Origin of the sequence: Streptomyces sp. NPDC032161 (assembly GCF_040636995.1) — a bacterium.
Lineage (GTDB): Bacteria > Actinomycetota > Actinomycetes > Streptomycetales > Streptomycetaceae > Streptomyces.
This window is the reverse complement of the sequence record NZ_JBEZVN010000002.1, coordinates 959,085-977,504: the sequence shown is the minus strand read 5'-3', so window position 1 is coordinate 977,504 and position 18,420 is coordinate 959,085. Positions and strand designations below refer to the sequence as shown.

13 protein-coding genes are annotated in these 18,420 nt (G+C 72.9%); 3 read left to right on the top strand and 10 right to left on the bottom strand.

Going from position 1 to position 18,420, the window contains the following annotated elements; genetic code table 11:
• Nucleotides 1-103: 103 nt before the first annotated feature.
• From AB0E67_RS10015 to AB0E67_RS09975, 9 genes are all read right to left on the bottom strand, one after another.
• On the bottom strand, nt 104-1,144 hold the full coding sequence (locus AB0E67_RS10015) for a glutamate ABC transporter substrate-binding protein (RefSeq protein WP_362023333.1): 1,041 nt from the start codon (nt 1,142-1,144) through the stop codon (nt 104-106).
• A 29-nt stretch (nt 1,145-1,173) separates the two neighbouring features.
• Nucleotides 1,174-2,565 (bottom strand): hypothetical protein, encoded by a 1,392-nt coding sequence (locus AB0E67_RS10010; protein WP_362023642.1) that lies wholly within the window; start codon nt 2,563-2,565, stop codon nt 1,174-1,176.
• 572 nt (nt 2,566-3,137) lie between these two features.
• Nucleotides 3,138-4,115, bottom strand: a complete 978-nt coding sequence (locus tag AB0E67_RS10005; protein WP_362023330.1) for a BadF/BadG/BcrA/BcrD ATPase family protein — start codon at nt 4,113-4,115, stop codon at nt 3,138-3,140.
• On the bottom strand, nt 4,106-5,395 hold the full coding sequence (locus AB0E67_RS10000; RefSeq protein WP_362023327.1) for a 6-phospho-beta-glucosidase: 1,290 nt from the start codon (nt 5,393-5,395) through the stop codon (nt 4,106-4,108). Before AB0E67_RS10000 ends, AB0E67_RS10005 begins: the two co-directional genes overlap by 10 nt.
• Nucleotides 5,396-5,397: 2 nt before the next feature.
• The gene (locus AB0E67_RS09995; RefSeq protein ID WP_362023639.1) at nt 5,398-6,297 is read right to left on the bottom strand and encodes a carbohydrate ABC transporter permease; all 900 of its coding nucleotides are present in this window, start codon (nt 6,295-6,297) and stop codon (nt 5,398-5,400) included.
• A 13-nt stretch (nt 6,298-6,310) separates the two neighbouring features.
• Nucleotides 6,311-7,192 carry a sugar ABC transporter permease gene (locus AB0E67_RS09990; RefSeq protein WP_351518167.1) on the bottom strand — a complete coding sequence of 294 codons (882 nt, stop codon included), beginning with the start codon at nt 7,190-7,192 and terminating at the stop codon, nt 6,311-6,313.
• Between the two features lie 106 nt (nt 7,193-7,298).
• Nucleotides 7,299-8,636, bottom strand: coding sequence for an ABC transporter substrate-binding protein (locus AB0E67_RS09985; protein WP_362023324.1), 1,338 nt, complete (start codon nt 8,634-8,636; stop codon nt 7,299-7,301).
• A gap of 100 nt (nt 8,637-8,736) precedes the next feature.
• Nucleotides 8,737-9,960, bottom strand: coding sequence for an ROK family transcriptional regulator (locus AB0E67_RS09980; RefSeq protein WP_362023321.1), 1,224 nt, complete (start codon nt 9,958-9,960; stop codon nt 8,737-8,739).
• A gap of 313 nt (nt 9,961-10,273) precedes the next feature.
• Nucleotides 10,274-11,341: a mechanosensitive ion channel family protein gene (locus AB0E67_RS09975; RefSeq protein WP_362023318.1), complete on the bottom strand. Its 1,068-nt coding sequence runs from the start codon at nt 11,339-11,341 to the stop codon at nt 10,274-10,276.
• Between the two features lie 330 nt (nt 11,342-11,671).
• Between AB0E67_RS09975 and AB0E67_RS09970 the strand changes: the two genes are divergently transcribed.
• The gene (locus AB0E67_RS09970; RefSeq protein ID WP_351518123.1) at nt 11,672-12,208 is read left to right on the top strand and encodes an HNH endonuclease; all 537 of its coding nucleotides are present in this window, start codon (nt 11,672-11,674) and stop codon (nt 12,206-12,208) included.
• A gap of 118 nt (nt 12,209-12,326) precedes the next feature.
• Here the strand turns inward: AB0E67_RS09970 and AB0E67_RS09965 are convergent, their stop codons facing one another.
• Nucleotides 12,327-15,428 carry a beta-N-acetylglucosaminidase domain-containing protein gene (locus AB0E67_RS09965; RefSeq protein ID WP_362023315.1) on the bottom strand — a complete coding sequence of 1,034 codons (3,102 nt, stop codon included), beginning with the start codon at nt 15,426-15,428 and terminating at the stop codon, nt 12,327-12,329.
• Between the two features lie 389 nt (nt 15,429-15,817).
• Here AB0E67_RS09965 and AB0E67_RS09960 point away from each other — a divergent pair, with 389 nt between their 5' ends.
• Nucleotides 15,818-16,099 carry a hypothetical protein gene (locus AB0E67_RS09960; RefSeq protein WP_362023312.1) on the top strand — a complete coding sequence of 94 codons (282 nt, stop codon included), beginning with the start codon at nt 15,818-15,820 and terminating at the stop codon, nt 16,097-16,099.
• Complete coding sequence (gene malQ / locus AB0E67_RS09955) at nt 16,100-18,340, top strand: 4-alpha-glucanotransferase (protein ID WP_362023309.1); 2,241 nt, start codon at nt 16,100-16,102, stop codon at nt 18,338-18,340.
• Nucleotides 18,341-18,420 lie beyond the last annotated feature (80 nt).

The following is an 18,420-nucleotide window of genomic DNA, read 5'->3' as shown; positions in this document are numbered from 1 at the left end:
TCACCGATGTCCTTCCCGGCACACAATGCCCCTCACGGCCCTCACGACACCAGTGCCCCTCTCGGCACCGGTGCCACGTCCGGCATCAGCGCCCGGCTCGGCACTAACGGCTCCGGTACTTGGGCGCCGGCGGCGCCGTCAGTCCCGGCAGACCGGCCTCCAGCCACTTCCGGTACGACAGCATCCAGGGGCTGTCCGCGCCACCGCTGCGGTAGCCCACCAGCACCTGGTTGACGCGGGCCACCAGGTCGTCCGCGCCCCGCTTCGTCGCCACGCCGTAGTACTCGGTGGTGAACGGCTTGTCGCCCTTGAGCTCGACCGCCGGGTCCTGGGCCGCCTGCCCGGCAGCCAGCGCGTTGTCCGTGACCACCGCGTCCACCTCGCCCAGTTGCAGCCGCACCAGGCAGTCGAGCTGGTTGGGGACGGTCAGCCGGTCCTCGTCCGCGCCGGTGCCGTCGTGCTCGTCCTCGAAGACCGCCCCGAACGACTGCTTCTTCAGCGCGTCGTAGGCGGTGGAGCCCTCGGCGGTGCAGACCCGCTTGCCGGACAGGGACGTGTCGTACCCGGTGATCGTCGACTTCTTCGGCGCGAGGACCTGCTGCCCGGTCTGGAAGTAGGCGGTGGAGAACGAGACCTGGCGGGCCCGCTCGCAGTTGATCGTCATCGTCCGGACGACGACGTCGACCGTGCCGTTCTCGAGGACGGCGACCCGCTGGTTGGTGGGGATGGCCCGGAAGACCACGGCGTCGGGGTCGCCCAGGATGTTCTTGGCGACGGCCCGCACCAGATCGATGTCGAAGCCTTCGAGCCGGCGGTTCTCCGGGTTGCGGTACCCCCAGCGGAAGCTGTTCTGGTCGACGCCCGCGATCAGCTTCCCGCGCGCCTTGATCCTGGCGATGTTCGGGCCGTCCGCACCGGACGGCGGCAGGCTCGCCTCCGGGTCCGCGCAGTCCTCGGCCCGGGTCTGCGTCGCATGCGCCGTACCCGGACCGGAGAAGCCGCCGAACGCGTCGGCACCGGCGCGGGAGAGCGGCAGCAGCGTCAGCGAGGCCGTCACCGCGCAGGCCACGGCCATGCCCGTCACACCGCCCCAGCCGCGCAGCCTGCCGGCGGCGGACCTCGCTCCCGTACGCTTCCTGGTCATCGCTCCCCCTCTCGCTCCCACTCCCGCTCTCACCGGTACTCCGAGAGCCTGCGGTTGACACCGACGATCGCGGCGACCGCTCCCAGCGCGGCGAGCACGGCGGCACCGACCGGCAGCCAGGTCAGCGCCCCGAGGCCGTCGTTCGCGGCCGTGGTGAACTGGTCCTGTTCATGGGCGAGCGCCTGCGCCAGCGAGTCGTCCACCCGGCCGAACGACTCGCCCGTCGACTTCTCCGACCCGGTGATCTGCTCCAGCGCGCCGTCGTAGTCGCCGCTGTCGTCGGTCGTACGGGCGGCCCGGTGGCGGTCCTGCCACTCGGAGACCGCGCCGATCGCGGTCTCCACCGGCCCGCTTCCCCGGTCGTCGTCGGCGAGCTCCCGGGCCCTCGCCAACTGCTCGCCGAGGGCCTTCATCCCCGTGTTGAAGTCGGTCTCGTACTTGTCGTTCCTGCCGTCCGGGGTGAGCACGGCGCCCCGGGCGACCAGGGTGAGGTTCTCATTGGCCCGCGCCTTCAGGGAGTTGATCCGCGCGTGGTTGAGCACGTCCAGGGACTGCTGTCCGTGCGTGTCGGCGCTGCGCAGCTCGGCGCGGGCCACCGTGTGCCCCACGGCCAGCCACAGCAGCACCACGGTCGACGCGGCGGTCGCGACGAGCAGTCCTTGGTTGAAGACCCGGTTCGTCCGGCGGTAGTTGCGCCGCTGCGCCCAGAACAGCGCGGCCACCGCCACCACACCGAGCCCGAGCGAGAGGAACGGCCAGGCCCTGGCCTCGTCGCCGTCCCGGCCGAGCCGGCCGGTCTCCGCCGCGTACAGCCGCTCGGCGGCCGGCAGCAGGACGTCGGTCATCTTCTGGTTCGCGTACCGGAGGTAGGCGCCGCCCAGCGGCAGCCCCTGGCGGTTGTTGGCGCGCGCCCGCTCGATCAGGCCCGTGTAGCGGGGGAGTTCCTTGTTGAGCGTGGTGATCTCGCGCCCGGACTCCGACGACGGGTCGGTGCCGGCCGCGGCTCGGACCAACAGCCGGGAGGCCTCCTCGATGTCCTTGTCGTACCGGTCGAGGACCGCGCGCGGCTCCTGCGCGCCGGCCAGGAAGCCGCTGGCCGCCGAGGTGTCGGCATCGGCCAGCGAGCGGTAGATGGCGGCCGCGCTCGCGCTCAGCGGCTGGCTGCGGTGCACCACGTCGTCGGCGGCGTCCGCCCGGTCGCCGATCTCGAACGCCGTCACGGCCCCGAACACGACGACGCACAGTGCCAGCACGGCGCCGATGATCCGGAGCCGGCCCGGCTCGGTCGTCGCCGCGGCCCGCAGCCGACGCGAGGTGAGGGCCCGGACACCGGGATGCGGCCGAACGGCCGGGGACGCGGGTGCGGGTACGGCCGTGGGCACGGAAGGCCGGGCCCGCGCGTGCTCCGGGGCGGTGCGCATGTTCGGCGGGTGTGTCACTTGACCTCCCCCTCGGTCGCTGACGGTGGACCGGCCGGCCCCCGATCGGTCGGGGAGCTCGTACCTGGCCAGAAGTATGGCCGCGTGGAGCGGCCGGCACACCGGGAACGCCCGGATCCCGCGTCGGTCCACGTCGGATCCATCCGCATTCGATCAAGGCGCGCGCCGTCGATCAAGCCGATCGGGGTCCGGACCCCGAAACCGGGTCCGGACCGCGCCCGGAATCCGGATTCCGGGGCGGACCTCGAACCGAACTCCGAACCGGACACCGGAGCGAACCGATCCCCTTTCATGAACACGTCCGGAGCCACTGATCGGTTCCCGTACGCGAGAGGCGTCCCGCGGCACGGAACACCGCGGGACGCCTCAGGCGAGGGACAAGGCCGTGACACGCTCTGCCGGAAGCCCGGAAGCCCGGAAGCCCGGAAGCCCGGAAGCCCGGAAGCCCGGAAGCCCGGAAGCCCGGAAGCCCGGAAGCCCGGAAGCCCGGAAGCCGGGGGACGTTCCCGGAGGAGGACGGGGCGCCCCCCGGAGAGAGGGGCCGGGCCGGTCGGTCAGCGGCGGTACAGCGCGCGCAGCCTCTCGTGCACCTCGGCCGGTGCCCCCGTCCGGTCCAGGCCCAGCAGCGCGGCCCCCAGCACCGGGGGCTCCGTCACCACCCGGACGACCGCCTTCGGGGCCCGTACCGCGAGGAGGTCCGCGATCCTTTCGTCCAGCCGGGGGTGACGGGCCGCCAGCACCCCGCCGCCCAGCACCACCGGAGCCTCCTCGGCCAGCAGACCCAGTCGGCCCAGCGCCACCGACGCCATCGAGACGACCTCCTCCGCCAGCCGGTCCACCAGCGCACCCGCCACCGCGTCCCCGGCCGCGGCCGTCGCGAAGAGCACCGGGGTCAGCTCGTAGCGCCGCTCGGACTCGATCCGGCCCAGATGCAGCGCCTCGATCAGCGCGTACATCGAGTCGAGCCCGAAGTGCGCGGGCAGTGCGCGGGCCAGTTCGGTCGGCTCACCGCGACCGTCCTCGGCCCGCGCGGCGAACCACATCGCCTCCTCGGCCAGCCCCGAACCGCCGCCCCAGTCACCGGAGATGCGGCCTATCGCGGGGAAGCGTGCGGTCCGCCCGTCCGGCAGCATGCCGACGCAGTTGATGCCCGCACCGCAGACGACCGCCACGCCCCGGGGCTCGTCCACACCCGCGCGCAGGATCGCGAAGGTGTCGTTGCGCACCTCGACCGATTCGCCCCAGCCCCGGGCACGCAGCGCCGTCGCCAACTCCTCCTCCTCCACCGGGAGGTCGGCGTTGGCGAGACAGGCCGACACGTGCCTCACGCCGCCGGACGGGACGCCGGACAGCTCCAGCGCCCGGCCGACGATCGCGCCCAGCGCGTCGACGGCCGCCGCCACGCCCACCACCGGTGGCTGGAAACCACCGCCACGAGCGGCCGACAGAATCGTTCCCTCGGTGCCGATCACGGCCACGTCGGTCTTGCTGTTCCCGGCGTCGATCGCGAGGACCGAAGCGTTCACGCCCACGCCAGGTGCTCCCGGTTGTGCGCGATCAGCTTGTCGGTGAGCGCCTCGGCGTACTCGAACTGGCCGATCAGAGGATGCGCGAGCAGCGCCTTGAACACCGCGTCCCTCCCTCCCGCCCGCCCGGTGGCCCGCCCACCGCGCAGCGCCGCCTCCAGGGCCAGGTTCTCGTACGCGGTCACGTTGGCGATCAGGCCCGCGTAGAGCGGGTCCAGCTCCGGCACGGGGAGCGGGGTCGCCCCCGTGCCGTCGACCCGGGCCTGCACCTCGATCACCGCGTCGTCCGGCAGGAACGGCAGCGTCCCGTTGTTGTACGTGTTGACCACCTGCACCGGGGAGCCGCCCGAGCCGAGCAGCGAGGACGCCAGGTCCACGGCCGCCTCGGAGTAGAAGGCGCCGCCGCGCTTGGCGAGCAGCGCGGGCTTCTCGTCCAGCGCCGGGTCGCCGTACATGGCGAGGAGCTCCTTCTCCATCGCGGCCACCTCGGCCGCCCGGGACGGCTTGGTGCCCAGTTCCCGCACGACCTCGTCGTGCGCGTAGAAGTACCGCAGGTAGTACGAGGGGACGACGCCGAGGCGGTCGACGATCGCCCGGGGCATGCGCAGGTCGCCCGCGATCGTGTCGCCGTGCTCGGCGAGCAGCCTCGGCAGGACGTTCTCGCCGTCCGGGCCGCCGAGGCGGACCCCCAGCTCCCAGGTCAGGTGGTTGAGTCCGACGTGGTCGAGGTGCACCTGGTCAGGGGTGACGTCGAGCAGCCGGGCGAACTTCCGCTGGAAGCCGATCGCCACGTTGCACAGGCCGACGGCCTTGTGCCCGGCCTGGAGCAGCGCCCGGGTGACGATGCCGACCGGGTTGGTGAAGTCGATGATCCAGGCGTTCGGGTTGGTGCGGCGGACCCGCTCCGCGATGTCCAGGACGACCGGGACGGTGCGCAGCGCCTTGGCGAGGCCGCCCGCGCCGGTGGTCTCCTGGCCGATGCAGCCGCACTCCAGCGGCCAGGTCTCGTCCTGGTTGCGGGCGGCCTGGCCGCCGACGCGCAGCTGGAGCAGGACCGCGTCGGCGTCGGCGACGCCCGCGTCCAGGTCCGCGGTGGTGACGATCCGCCCCGGGTGGCCCTGCTTGGCGAAGATCCGCCGGGCGAGGCCGCCCACGAGTTCCAGGCGGTCGGCCGCAGGGTCGACGAGCACCAGCTCCTCGATGGGCAGCGTGTCCCGCAGCCGGGCGAATCCGTCGATCAGTTCAGGGGTGTAGGTGGACCCGCCACCCACTACAGCGAGCTTCATGGTCAGCCCTTTACTCCGGTCAGTGTGACGCCCTCGACAAACGCCTTCTGGGCGAAGAAGAAGACGAGGATCACGGGGGCCATGACCAGTACGGTCGCGGCCATGGTCAGGTTCCAGTCGGTGTGGTGCGCCCCCTTGAACGACTCCAGTCCGTAACTGAGGGTCCAGGCGGCCGGGTTCTCGGAGGCGTAGATCTGCGGGCCGAAGTAGTCGTTCCAGGCGTAGAAGAACTGGAAGAGCGCGACGGCCGCGATGCCCGGCTTGGCCATGGGCAGCACCACCCGCAGCAGGGTGCGCAGTTCGCCGCAGCCGTCGACCTTCGCCGCGTCCAGGTACTCGTCCGGGATGGTCAGCAGGAACTGCCGCAGCAGGAAGATGGAGAACGCGTCGCCGAACGCCATCGGGATGATCAGCGGCCAGAGCGTGCCGGACAGGTCCAGTTGCTTCGCCCAGAACAGGTACATCGGGATGACGACGACCTGCGGCGGCAGCATCATCATCGAGATGACGAGCATCAGCGACAGATGCCGGCCGCGGAAGCGGAACTTGGCGAGCGCGTACGCCACGGGCACCGACGAGACGACCGTCAGGACCGTGCCGAGCCCCGCGTACAGCAGGGTGTTCTTCCACCAGGTCAGGAAGCCCGGGGTGTCGAACACCTTCTTGTAGTTGCCCCACTCGAAGGGGTGCGGCCACAGATCGCGGGTCAGCGCCTGCTGGTCGCTCATCAGCGAGGTGAGCACCAGGAAGACGAACGGCAGCACGAAGAACAGCGCCGCCGCGACGCCGAGTGCGTGCACGGCGATCCAGTTCAGCAGCGCCTTGCGGCGCGCCGCGCGACCGGCCGGGGTGACCGGGTCGGGCGCCGGTGCCGCGTCGGACGCCGTCGCTCGGGTGTCCAGTGCCTGGGCCACGTCACTCACCTGCCTGGATCAGCCCGCCGCGGCGCCGCATCAGCAGTGCGGTGAACGCCATGGCGAGGAGGAACAGAACGAGCGCGGTCACACAGGCGGAGCCGTAGTCGAAGCGCTGGAAGCCGAGGTTGTAGACGAGCTGTGGAAGCGTCAGTGTCGACTTGTCGGGATAGCCGGGTTCGAACTGCTGCCCGGAGCCGCCCATCACACCCGAGGCGACCTTCCCGGCCACGAGTGGCTGGGTGTAGTACTGCATCGCCTGGATGATCCCGGTGACCACGGCGAACATCACGATCGGCGCGATGTTCGGCAGGGTGACGAAGCGGAACCGCTGGAACGGGCCCGCCCCGTCCAGCTCCGCCGCCTCGTACTGCTCCTTCGGCACGTCGAGCAGCGCGGCCATGAAGATCACCATCAGGTCGCCCACCCCCCACACCGCGAGCGCGGTCAGCGCGGGCTTGGACCAGGTGGCGTCGGTGAACCAGCCGGGCGTGGGCAGTCCAAGCGCCCCGAGGATCGAATTGGCCGGCCCCGTACCGGGGTTGAGCAGGAAGACGAAGGCGAGCGTCGCCGCGACCGGCGGCGCCAGGTACGGCAGGTAGAACAGGGTGCGGAAGACCCCGGCCCCTGTCTTGATCTTGGTGATGAGCAGCCCGACGCCGAGGCCGAACACCACCCTGCAGGCCACCATCACCACGACCAGCCAGAGCGTGTTGCGCAGTGCCGGCCAGAACAGCGGGTAGTCGCCGAAGACGAACTGCCAGTTCTTCAGCCCGCTGAACTCGGGAGCCGTGAAACCGTCGTAGGAGGTGAAGGAGAAGTAGAGCGTGGAGATCAGCGGGTAGGCGAAGAAGAAGCAGAACCCGATCAGCCACGGTGACATGAAGGCCGCGGTCCACAGGGCCGCTCTTCCGCGTTTCGCGCCGAGGGTCGGCCCCCGGCGCTTCACCGGCGGTGCGAGTGCGTCCGTACGCTTGCTCATCGCGGTGCTACTTCGCCTGCGCGATCGCCGCGTCGATCTCGGCGGCGGTCTTCTTCAGGCCCGCCCCGATGTCCTTCTGCACGCCCTTCTCGATGTCGAACCCGAGGTTCTGCAGGGACACCAGGTACGCGCCGCCGTTCACCGAGGGCGGGGTGGTGGTGCTGTTCGGGTCGGCGGCGATGTCCAGGAACGTCTTGAACCGCGGATCGTACTTCAGCTTCGGCGACTTCAGTGCGGCCAGCGTGGACGGCACGTTGTGGATGGCGTTGGAGAAGTTCACGACCGCGTCCGTGTCGGTCGTCATGAACTTGACCAGTTCCCAGGCCGCGTTCTGCTTCTCCGAGGTGGCGGCGATCCCCGCGATGGTGCCCGTGATGTAGCCCTTGCCGTAGGTGTCGGCCTGGTCGTCGGCGACGGGCATCGGGGCCACACCGATCTCGAACCCGGGCTTGCTCTCCTCGGCCATCCCGAGCCGCCACGGGCCGTCCAGCTGCATGGCCACCTGGCCGGTGTGGAACGGGTGCTTGGCCCCCCACTCGTCACCGAACGACGTGCGGTACTTCTCCAGCTTCTCGAACCCGCCGAGGCCGTCGACCAGCTTCTTCTGGGTGGTGAGCATCGCGGCGAACGCCGGGTCCTCGGCGATGTTCGACCTGCCGTCCGCGTCGAAGTACTCCGGGTCCCAGCCGCCGAGGTAGTGCTCCGTCGTCGACTCGTAGCCGTGGTAGTTCGGCATGAACCCGAGCCGCTCGTACGAGTCGCCCTTGGTCCTGGTCAACTTCTTTGCGATCGTGGCCAGTTCGGACCAGGTCTTCGGCGGGGCGGCGATTCCGGCTTCCTTGAACGCGTCCTTGTTGTAGTAGAGGCCGTACGCGTCGCCGAGCAGCGGAACGGTGCAGCGCACGCCGTCGAACTGCGTGTACTCGTTCATCGCCTTCGGGAACGTCTTGTCCGGGTCGATGCCGTCCCGCTTCAGGAACGGGTTCAGATCGACGAACGCCTTCGAGGAACAGAACTTTCCGACGTTGTTCGTGGTGAACGACGAGACGACGTCCGGAGCCTTCGAACCGCCCGCCCGCAGCGCCTGGTTGATCTTGTCGTCGGTCATGTTGCCGACGACGTCCACCTTTATGTTCGGGTGCTTCTTGCGGAAGGCGTCGACCGTGTCCTGGATCGCCTTGACCTCGCCCGGGGCGCTCCAGCCGTGCCAGAAGGTGATGGTGGTTTCCTTGGACGCGTCGTCCGTGGCACCGGAGTTGCTCTGGCCGGTACAGGCGGAGGCGAACAGCGTGAGCGCGGCGGCCGCGGCGAGCGCGGCGGCCGACTTCCGGCGGACTGCGGACATGACGGTGACTCCCGAGTACGAGGTGCGGAGGGGTGACGTACGGAGTGGGGATGAGGAGCGGATTCGGAGGGACGGGCGGACGTCGGAGCGGGGTGCGCAGTCAGCGCGAGGTGTCGAAGACCTCGTCGCGGGTGGTGACGAGGGCGCTCTCCAGCGCGCCGCGCAGGACGGGGCGATGCGTCACGGCACCGGCGATCAACCGGGGCCGGGAGGCGGACAGTTCGGTGAGTTCGGACTCCACCCGGCCGCGCAGGGGTTCCCCGCCGGCCGCGATCACGTCGCCGGACAGCACGACGAGTTCCGGGTCCAGCACGGCGACCATGGACGCCAGCCCGGTCGCGAGCGCGGTGGCGAACCGGTCGAGGAGCCGCGTGTACGGGCCTTCCTCGCCCGCCTCCGCGACCTCGGCGGCCCTGGCGATCAGCCGGGACGCCACCTCGTGATGGGTGCCGGGGGCGCGGACCGTGTCGTCGTCGATGCCGAGCTCCCGGGCCAGTCGGGCCAGCACCTGGGCGCCCGCCAGCTCCTGGAACCCGCCCGAGTTCGCCTTGGTGACCTGCCGGACCAGTGGTGCGCCCGGCACCGGCAGGAAGCCGACCTCACCGGCGCCGCCGGTGAAGCCGCGGTGCAGCCGTCCGTTGATCACGAGGGCGGCGCCGAGCCCCTCCTCGTTCCACAGCAGGACGAAGTCGTCGTGCCCCCGCGCCGCGCCGAGCCGTTGTTCGGCCACCGCGACCAGGTTCACGTCGTTCTCGTACTCGACCGGCATCGGCAGGAACGCGGCCAGCTCGTCCAGCAGCGCGGGGGAGTGCCAGCCCGGCAGGTGCGAGGCGTACCGCAGCCGTCCGGTGCCGGGGTCGAAGGCGCCCGGGGTGCCGATGACGACCCGGTGGATCTCGGAGCGGGTGAGCCCGGCGTCCTTGACCGCCCCGTCCAGGGCGTCCGCCACCTGCCGCACCACGGAGTCGGTGCGCCGGCCCGGGGTGCGCAGCTCGAACTCCCCGACCGTCTCGCCGGTCACGTCGGCGACCGCGGCGAGGATCCGCCGGGCGTTCACGTCCAGCCCCGCGACGTGCGCGGCCCGCGCGTTCACCGCGTACAGCTGGGCGTTGGGCCCGGGCCGCCCCGCCACCGTCCCGGTGGCGACGACCAGTCCGGCCGCCTCCAGCCGCGCCAGCAGCTGCGAGGCGGTGGGCTTGGAGAGCCCGGTCAGCTTGCCGATCCTCGTGCGGGAGAGCGGTCCGTGCTCCAGCATCAGATCGAGGGCGGCCCGGTCGTTCATGGCTCGCAGAACGCGGGGGGTGCCCGGTGTGGTTCCGGCCATGAGCTCCACCTGCCCTGTGTTCGGAAAGGTTGTTCGGAAAGTTGTTAGGAAACTTTCCTATTCAGTGAGAGGACGGTATGGCGCCGCGGCCGGGTCGTCAATGGTCAGCATCGCTGCGGCAACCAAAGCGTTACGTGGAGGCGGCCGTTCGGTTGCCTCCGACCTCCCTGGGGGCCGTGGAGCCGGGGTCGGGGAGCGGGGGCGGCGGCCGGTCTTTCGGAGAGCCGGAGTGCGGGCCGCGGGACGGCCGAAGGGGCACGCGCGGACCAACGGATCCATGCGTGCCCCTCCGGGCGCGTTCGGGAAGTACCGGCTACTTCGACAGGTTCGACGGCGGGGTGATCGGGTTCGTGGCCAGGGACTGCGGCGAGGTCGCCGACGCGAACGCCGACGGGGCGGCCACCGCGGCCGACGGGTCGGGGGCGGGCTCCTCCTCCACCTGGGCCGGGACGCCGCCGACGATCCGGATGCCCGCCTCGTCGAAGGCCCGCTTGATCCGCCAGCGCAGCTCGCGCTCCACGCCCACCGCCTTGCCGGGCATCGTCTTCGCCGCGACCCGGACCGTCATCGAGTCCAGCAGCACGTCGCTCAGGCCCAGGATCTCCACCGGGCCCCACAGCCGCTCGTTCCACGGGTCCTCCTTGGCCATCGCGGCGGCGGCCTCGTCGATCACCGTGCGGACCCGGTCGAGGTCCTCCGAGGGGTGCAGCATCACGTCGACACCGGCCGTCGACCAGCCCTGGCTGAGGTTGCCGATCCGCTTCACCTCGCCGTTGCGCACGTACCAGATCTCGCCGTTGTCGCCGCGCAGCTTGGTGACCCGCAGGCCGACCTCGATGACCTCGCCGCTGGCCACGCCCGCGTCGATGGTGTCGCCGACGCCGTACTGGTCCTCCAGGATCATGAAGACGCCGGACAGGAAGTCGGTGACCAGGTTGCGGGCGCCGAAACCGATCGCCACACCGGCCACGCCCGCGGAGGCCAGCAGCGGGGCGAGGTTGATCTGGAACGCGCCCAGGATCATCAGGCAGGCCGTGCCGAGGATCAGGAACGACGCCACCGAACGCAGCACGGAACCGATCGCCTCGGAGCGCTGACGGCGGCGTTCCGCGTTGACCAGCAGCCCGCCCAGGGCGGTGCCCTCCACGGCCTGGGCGCTGCGGTTCATCCGTTCTATGAGCTTGGTGAGGGCGCGCCGGACGGCGGTCCGCAGCACGATCGCGATCGCGATGATGAGCACGATGCGCAGACCGATGCTCAGCCAGGTGGACCAGTTCTCCTCCACCCAGCTCGCGGCGTTCCCGGCCTGCTCGGCGGCCTCGTCGAGCGAGCTGCCGGCCCCGGGTGACGGGGCTGCGGTCAACAGGGCGGACAGGGACACGACGGAACCTCCGGACGGGGTGCGACAGGCCCACCACACTAACGGGGCAGCGAACGAGCACCACCGTCGCGACCGAGCGGACGGAGGCGTTACGGGGGCGCTGGGGCGCACATGTGGCCGATCACACACCGGACGGTCGTCTCCGCCGCGGCGGGCCCCGAGGAGCCCGTGCCGACGGGCGTCGACGGGGCCGGGCGGCCGGTGACGACGAAAAATCCTTCCGGCCCGTTACCCGCACGTGGTGGCGCTTCGACCGGGCGTGAGGAGAAAATCGGATCGGATCGTCCCGGCGCGAGCCACGCGCCGCCGGCGTACAAGGAGGCGTCCACCGTGCCGCATGTCCTGGTTCTCAACGCGTCGTACGAGCCGCTCGGCGTCGTACCGCTCCGCCGCGCTCTCGTCCTCGTGCTCGAAAACAAGGCCATCTGTCTCGAGGAGTCCGGCGCCTTCATGCACAGTGCCACCCGGGTCGTCCCGGCGCCCAGTGTCGTCCGGCTGAAACGGTTCGTACGGGTTCCCTACCGGGGGCCCGTGCCCCTGACCCGCCGGGCGCTGTTCGCCCGTGACGGAGGCCGCTGCATGTACTGCGGCGCCGCCGCGACCAGCGTCGACCACGTCATCCCGCGCAGCCGCGGCGGTCAGCACTCCTGGGACAACGTGGTCGCGGCCTGCCGCCGCTGCAACCACGTCAAGGCCGACCGGCACCTGCCCGAGCTCGGCTGGCGGCTGCACCAGCAGCCCGCCCCGCCCACGGGCCTCGCCTGGCGCATCATCGGCACGGGCCATCGCGACCCGCGCTGGTTGCCGTACTTGCAACCCTTCGGCGCGGACGACGCGATGGCCCGGATCGACGGCGTATCAGCCTAGGATCCGGGCCTTCGTCGTCCCCGGGGCCGGGCCCGGGGACGCGGGCCTGCGCAGCCGTGCCCGGCCCGCGCATGACGTTGCCGCATGCGGACCGGCGACGGCGTCGCTCCGCCCCGCGTTACTCCGTCCCGGCGACGGCGTACGCCTCCACGGCCCAGAGCGAGTAGCCGAACTCGGTGCCCCGGGCATCGCCCTGGACACGGATGAAGCGGGTGTCCTTCGCGTCCATCCGCACCGACTCGCGCCCGCCGCGCCCGTCCCGCACGGTCGCCGCCGTGCGCCAGGTCCGCCCGTCCGGGGAGACCTGGACGCGGTAACGGGAGGCGTAGGCGTCCTGCCAGTGCAGCACCACCTGGCCGACCCGGACCGGACTCGACAATTCCGCCTGCCACCAGGCGCCGTCCTCGACCGGTGAGGACCAGCGGGTCTCCGGATCGCCGTCGGAGGCGGCCGACGCCGGGAAGTCCGGGGTCTCGTCACCCGAGGAGGACGCGGTGGCGGTGCGCAGCAGGTCGGGACCCCCGGTGCGGGGATACGCCCGGACGGTGAGCGTGCTGCGTTCCTCGCCGAAGCCGATCGGCACCTCGTACTCGCCCGCCGGGGTGCCCGCCGGGACGGTGATCTCGACGGGGACATCGGTACGGGAGCCGCGCGGCACCCTCGTCTGCTTCGGCACGCTCACCTCGATGCCCTCGGGAGCCTGCGCGGTGAGCCTGCCCCGCACCTCGGCGGGGCGCCGGGCGGCCAGCCGGGCCCGGACCCGCTGCGGCCCGCCGCCGATCTCGGCGTCCGTCTCGCCGCGCGCGAGGTCGAGCCGGGCGGCCGGTTCGTCGCCGAACCACGGCACGAGCGCCCGTACGCGCGGAGCCGCCGCGTCCCCGGGGGCGTCGTTCCCGCTCCCGGGCGCGGAGGGTCCGCCGGCGGTCAGTCCGTTCCCGGACGCATCGCCCCCGGAGACCCCGGAGGTGTCGCTCCCGCTCGTGCTCTTCGGGACGATGGGCGGCAGCGTGCCCGTGATGACCGGGGGAGTGGCCGGACCGTCGACGGGCCAGCCGATCCGGATCGCGTCCGCGCGCAGCCCTCGGACCGGCGTCTGGGTCCAGCCCGTCCCCGACACCGGGCCCAGCCGACGCCAGCCCTCGCCGGGCACGTGTGCCTCCAGCGTCGCTCCGGCCGCCGGGCCGCTCCCGGGCACCGTCATCGCCGTCACCGTCTCCACCGGACGGGCCCGGTCCAGCCGCACCGTGTAACTGCCCGGCGCCCGGGTCACCGTGCCCGCCTTCCGGTCCGCGCCGGTCCAGGCGTCCGCCTCCCGGCGCACCCGGTCCAGGAACGGGCCCAGCACCCCCGCACCGACCGTCGCGCCGCTCTTCTTCGTCGCCCGGTGCAGCGGCTCCAGCGCCAGGGACGCCCGCCACGCGGCGGCGCCGTCGCCGCGCCGCTGGGCCCCCAGCAGGTCGACGGCCAGTTCGCCCGCCCGGCCGTACCGGGACAACTGCTCGGTCCACGGCCGCACTTCCTCGTCGAGCCGCCCGCCGACCGGGCCCTTCAGCCGCTGCGGGGCCTCGCGCATCACCGTGAAGGCGGCGCGCAGCGCGCGCTCGGCGCCGTCCCGCGTCGCGGCGTCCTCCGCCGTGCGCGACCGCCAGAAGGCGTCCAGCAGCGGCCGCAGGTACGCCGACTCGTCGCCGCCCAGGACGGACGTCGCGCTGTTCCCGGCCAGCGCGCGCAGCGCGTCCCCGGCACGGGCGTCGCCGCCCGCGAGGTCGTCGATCGCCGCCCGCCAGGACTCCTGCGGCCGGTACCCCTTCGGGTTCCACGCGAAGTCCGCGGTGGTGAACAGCGGGATGCGGGACGCCGACGGCTGCTCCATGGCGTTCGCGAGCAGCGCCGCGGAACCGGCCGCCACCGCCGGGTCCCGCCCGGTGTACGGGCCCAGGAAGATGCGGTCCTGCGCGTAGTCGTTCACCGGGTAGTTGTCCATCGTGATCAGTGGATGCCGGAACGCGGCCCGCGCACCGGCCAGTTCGCCGCCGGTGATGGTCCGGGGCACGACCCCGACACCGGTCCAGGCGACCTGCACCCGGTCGTCCAACTCCTTCGCGAGCGCCGTGCGGTACGCGGTCGCCCCGTCCTGGTAGAACTCCGTCGGCATCACCGACAGCGGCTCCGAACCCGGATGGCGTTCCGCGAGGTGCCGCGCCACCGCGCTCGCCACCCGCGCCTGTGCCCGGGCCGCCGCCTCGGGGCCCCTGCCGAACGTGTCGGCGTCGTCGCCGCAGTGCCACTCGCTGTAGCTGACGTCCTGGAACTGCAGCTGGAACGCCCGCACGCCCAGCGCCCACATCGCGTCGAGCTTCTTCGTCAGCGCCCGCACGTCGCCGTCCGACGCCATGCACATGCTCTGACCGGGGGCGACCGCCCAGCCCAGTGTCACGTGCTCGGCACGGGCCCGCTCGGCCAGCGCCCGGAAGTCGGCCCTCCGGTCGGCGGGGTAGGGGTCGCGCCAACGGGCCTGACGGTAGGGGTCGTCACCCGCCGCGTAGAGATACCGGTTCTGCTTCGTACGCCCCATGAAGCCGATCTGCGCCAGCCGTTCGGCCCGGGTCCACGGCTCCCCGTAGAAGCCCTCCGTCATCCCGCGCACGGCGGTGCCGGGCCAGTCCCGGACCGTGACCCCGGCGACACCGCCGTCCCGGAGCAGCTGACGCAGCGTCTGCACCCCGTGGAACAGGCCGTCCTCGCCGACGCCGTCCACGGCGACGGTGTCGCGGCCCGCGACCCGGCCGACCGCGAGCCGGTAGCCGCCGGAGGGCAGATCGCCGCGGTCAGGGACGCGCAGCGCGCGCAGCGCGGCCCCGGCACTGTCGCCGCCGAGCCGGACGACGGGGCCGCGGCCCGGCAGCGTCTCGTGGACGGTGCGCACGCCCGCACCCCGCAGGACCTGTCGGAGCGCCTCCACGGCGTACGGATCGGCGTCCGCGTCGGCCACGAGCGTGACCTCCGCGGTGAGCGGGACGGACGGGCCGGACCTCTCGATGGACTGGGGGCGCGGCCACACGGCGGGGGGCGCGCCCTCGTCCGTGCGGTCCGGCGTGGTGACGGTGGGGGAGCCGGGCACCGAGGGGGCCGCGACCGCGGCCGGCGTTCCCGTGGAGAGCAGCCCGCCGAGCACGGCGACCGCGACGGCCGTCGCCCGCTTCCGGTACCTGAGCCGCATCGCCCGTCTCCCTCGCTTCCCCGGCTCCCGCCGACGGTGCTTCCTCCGCCCCGGCCGGCGTTCGCCTCGTTCTCGCCGATGGTGCTTCCGTGGTCCCCACCGGTGGCTTCCGAGCCCACCACCCACGCGCGAGGGTGTCAATGCACGGGGCGGTTGTGCCGCAAATGCCCGATGTCGTGGAGGTGGTGAGGGAGGATCGGTCATCGGCGTGGGACACCAAGGATGACGCCGAATGGCCGAAATCGACGGACGACTTGCGGAGAACCGGGCCCAGGGGAACGGAATGTGACTCGGGGCACGTTGAACTCGTTGCGATATCGCCTGCGTCTGCGGCCGGGCCCGCTGGGTAGGCGTGCTGTGCCCTGTTCCGCCACGGCCAGGAGGCCACCATGTCCGCTGCCGCGCAGCTTCTGCTCTCCGCCCTCTCCCGACAGGCATCCGGTCCCGATCCGCTCCCCGGCCCGTCGTCGCCCGGCGTGTTCCCCGCGCCCGGACCCGGCCCGCTGACCAGCGAGCCACCGCTCGCCGACGCGATACCCCTGACCAGCGAGCCCCCGCTCGCCGAGGCCACCCCGTTGACCAGCGAACCCCCGCTCGCCGTCAATGCCCCGCTGACCAGCGAGCCGGCCACCGCCGGCAGCACGTGGGGCATGGAGTCCCCAGGAGTCTGAATGGGCCTGTCCCGGCTCGCCGCACTGCACGGTGTCGCCACCTCCTACTCCCCGTCCGCCGGTGTCACGGTGTCCGTCCCCGACGACACCCTCGTCGCCGTGCTCGCCGCGCTCGGCGTGGACGCCGCCACCCCCGATTCGGTACGGGATTCGCTCGTCGCCGCCGAGTCCGCCGCCCGCTCCGCGCTCCTCCCGCCGACGCTCGTGGTGTGGTCGGGGGAGCCGCCGCCCACGGCACTGACCGCCCTGCCGCCCGGCACCAGGCTCGACATCGCCCTCGAGGACGCCGGTTCGTCCCCGCCGCTCTCCATGCGGATCACGCCCGCCGGAGCGGGCGGCGGTACGACCCCGGGCCGGGGCGCTCGTCCGGGCAGGACCACGAGGACGGGCGCGGGGGCCGCCGGTACGGGCACGGAGGCGGGCGCCGGCGCGGGCGGACCGACGGCCCCCGTCTGGTGGAGCGAACCGCCGCTCGGCGTGCACCGGTTGTCCGCCCACGCGCCGGGCGGCCGGAGCGCGGGCGCCACGCTCGTCGTCGCCCCGCCCCGGGCGCCGGGCCCGCCCGGGCGCTGCCACGGCTTCCTCGTACAGCTCTACTCGCTGCTCTCCACCCGCTCCTGGGGCATGGGCGACCTCGGCGACCTCGCCGATCTGGCCGCCTGGTCGGGGCGCGCCCTCGGCGCCGGATTCATCCAGATCAACCCGCTCCACGTCGCCGTGCCCGGCGATCCCACCGACCCGTCCCCGTACCGCCCCTCGTCCCGGCGCTTTCCCGACCCCGTCCATCTGCACGTCGAATCGATCCCCGAGTACGGCCACGTACCCGACCGGGCCGCCCTCGACGACTTGCGACAGGGTGCCGCCGCGCTCGGCGACACCGTCCTGGACAAGGGCGCCCTGATCGACCGGGACGCCGTCTGGGAGCTCAAGCGCCGGGCCCTCGAACTCGTCAGGGCCGTCCCCCTCACCCCGGGCCGCCGCGCCGCCTACTGCGACTTCCTGGCCGAACAGGGGCAGGCCCTGGAGGACCACGCCCTGTGGTGCGCCCTCGCCGAGGTGCACGGACCCGACTGGCACACCTGGCCGACCGCCCTGCGCGACCCCCGCTCCGAGGAGACCGCCCGGGCCCGCCGCGCTCTGGCCGACCGGGTCGACTTCCACTGCCGGCTCGTCTGGCTGATCGACGAACAGCTCGCCGCCGCCCAGCGCGCGGCCCGGGACGCGGGGATGGCCGTCGGCATCGTCCACGACCTCGCCGTCGGCGTGCACCCGGGCGGCTCCGACGCCTGGGCCCTGCGGGACGCCTTCGCCCACGGCATGTCCGTCGGCGCGCCCCCGGACGCCTTCAACGCCCACGGCCAGGACTGGGGGCTGCCCCCGTGGCGCCCCGACGCCCTCGCCGCGTCCGGCTACGCCCCGTACCGCACACTGCTGCGCGGGCTCCTCGCCCACGCGGGGGCCCTGCGCATCGACCACGTCATGGGCCTGTTCCGGCTCTGGTGGGTGCCCGAGGGACGCCCGCCCACCGAAGGCACCTACGTCGGCCAGGACGCCGAGGCGATGCTCGCCGTCCTGGTGCTGGAGGCGCACCGCGCCGGGGCCGTCGTCGTGGGGGAGGACCTCGGCACGGTCGAGCCGTGGGTGCGCGAGACGCTGGCCCGCCGCGGTGTGCTCGGCACCTCCGTGCTCTGGTTCGAACGGGACTGGGACGGCACCGGCCGCCCGCTCGCCCCCGAGCGGTGGCGCGAGGGCTGCCTGGCCACCGCCACCACGCACGACCTGCCGCCCACCGCCGCCCGGCTGACCGGCGATCATGTGGCGCTGCGTCACGGCCTCGGCCTGCTCACCCGCGGCCTCGCGGAGGAGCGGGCCGCGGAGGCCCACGACACCGCCGAGTGGCTCGGCCATCTCGCCCGGCTCCGGCTGCTCCCGGAGGGCGAGGGCGACGAGGAGGGCGCCGTCCGCGCCGTGCACCGCTTCCTGCTGCGCACCCCCGCCCGCATGGTCGGCGTCTGGCTCCCCGACGCGCTCGGCGACCGCCGCCCGCAGAACGTTCCGGGCACCTGGGACCAGTACCCCAACTGGCGGCTGCCCCTCGCCGACGCGGAGGGCGACGCGGTCACGCTGGAGGAACTGGCCGCCGCGCCCCGGCTGCACCGGCTGATGGAGGTCTTCCGTCCGCGCGAGGAACACGGGACGGAGCGGCCGACGACGCGTACCGGGCCGGGGCCCCGGCCGTGACCCCGCCCTGATCCCGAGGCGTCCCGGCCCCGGGCGCGGGCGGCTCGTCCATGGTCCGTACGAGGGCCGTACGCCGCCCG

Excerpts from the sequence above, each read along its gene's own strand:
- AB0E67_RS10015 (WP_362023333.1), bottom strand. The coding sequence starts at position 1,144 with ATGACCAGGAAGCGTACGGGAGCGAGGTCCGCCGCCGGCAGGCTGCGC.
- AB0E67_RS10010 (WP_362023642.1), bottom strand. The coding sequence starts at position 2,565 with ATGCGCACCGCCCCGGAGCACGCGCGGGCCCGGCCTTCCGTGCCCACG.
- AB0E67_RS10000 (WP_362023327.1), bottom strand. The coding sequence starts at position 5,395 with ATGAAGCTCGCTGTAGTGGGTGGCGGGTCCACCTACACCCCTGAACTG.
- AB0E67_RS09990 (WP_351518167.1), bottom strand. The coding sequence starts at position 7,192 with ATGTCACCGTGGCTGATCGGGTTCTGCTTCTTCTTCGCCTACCCGCTG.
- AB0E67_RS09985 (WP_362023324.1), bottom strand. The coding sequence starts at position 8,636 with ATGTCCGCAGTCCGCCGGAAGTCGGCCGCCGCGCTCGCCGCGGCCGCC.
- AB0E67_RS09980 (WP_362023321.1), bottom strand. The coding sequence starts at position 9,960 with ATGGCCGGAACCACACCGGGCACCCCCCGCGTTCTGCGAGCCATGAAC.
- AB0E67_RS09965 (WP_362023315.1), bottom strand. The coding sequence starts at position 15,428 with ATGCGGCTCAGGTACCGGAAGCGGGCGACGGCCGTCGCGGTCGCCGTG.
- AB0E67_RS09960 (WP_362023312.1), top strand. The coding sequence starts at position 15,818 with ATGTCCGCTGCCGCGCAGCTTCTGCTCTCCGCCCTCTCCCGACAGGCA.
- malQ (WP_362023309.1), top strand. The coding sequence starts at position 16,100 with ATGGGCCTGTCCCGGCTCGCCGCACTGCACGGTGTCGCCACCTCCTAC.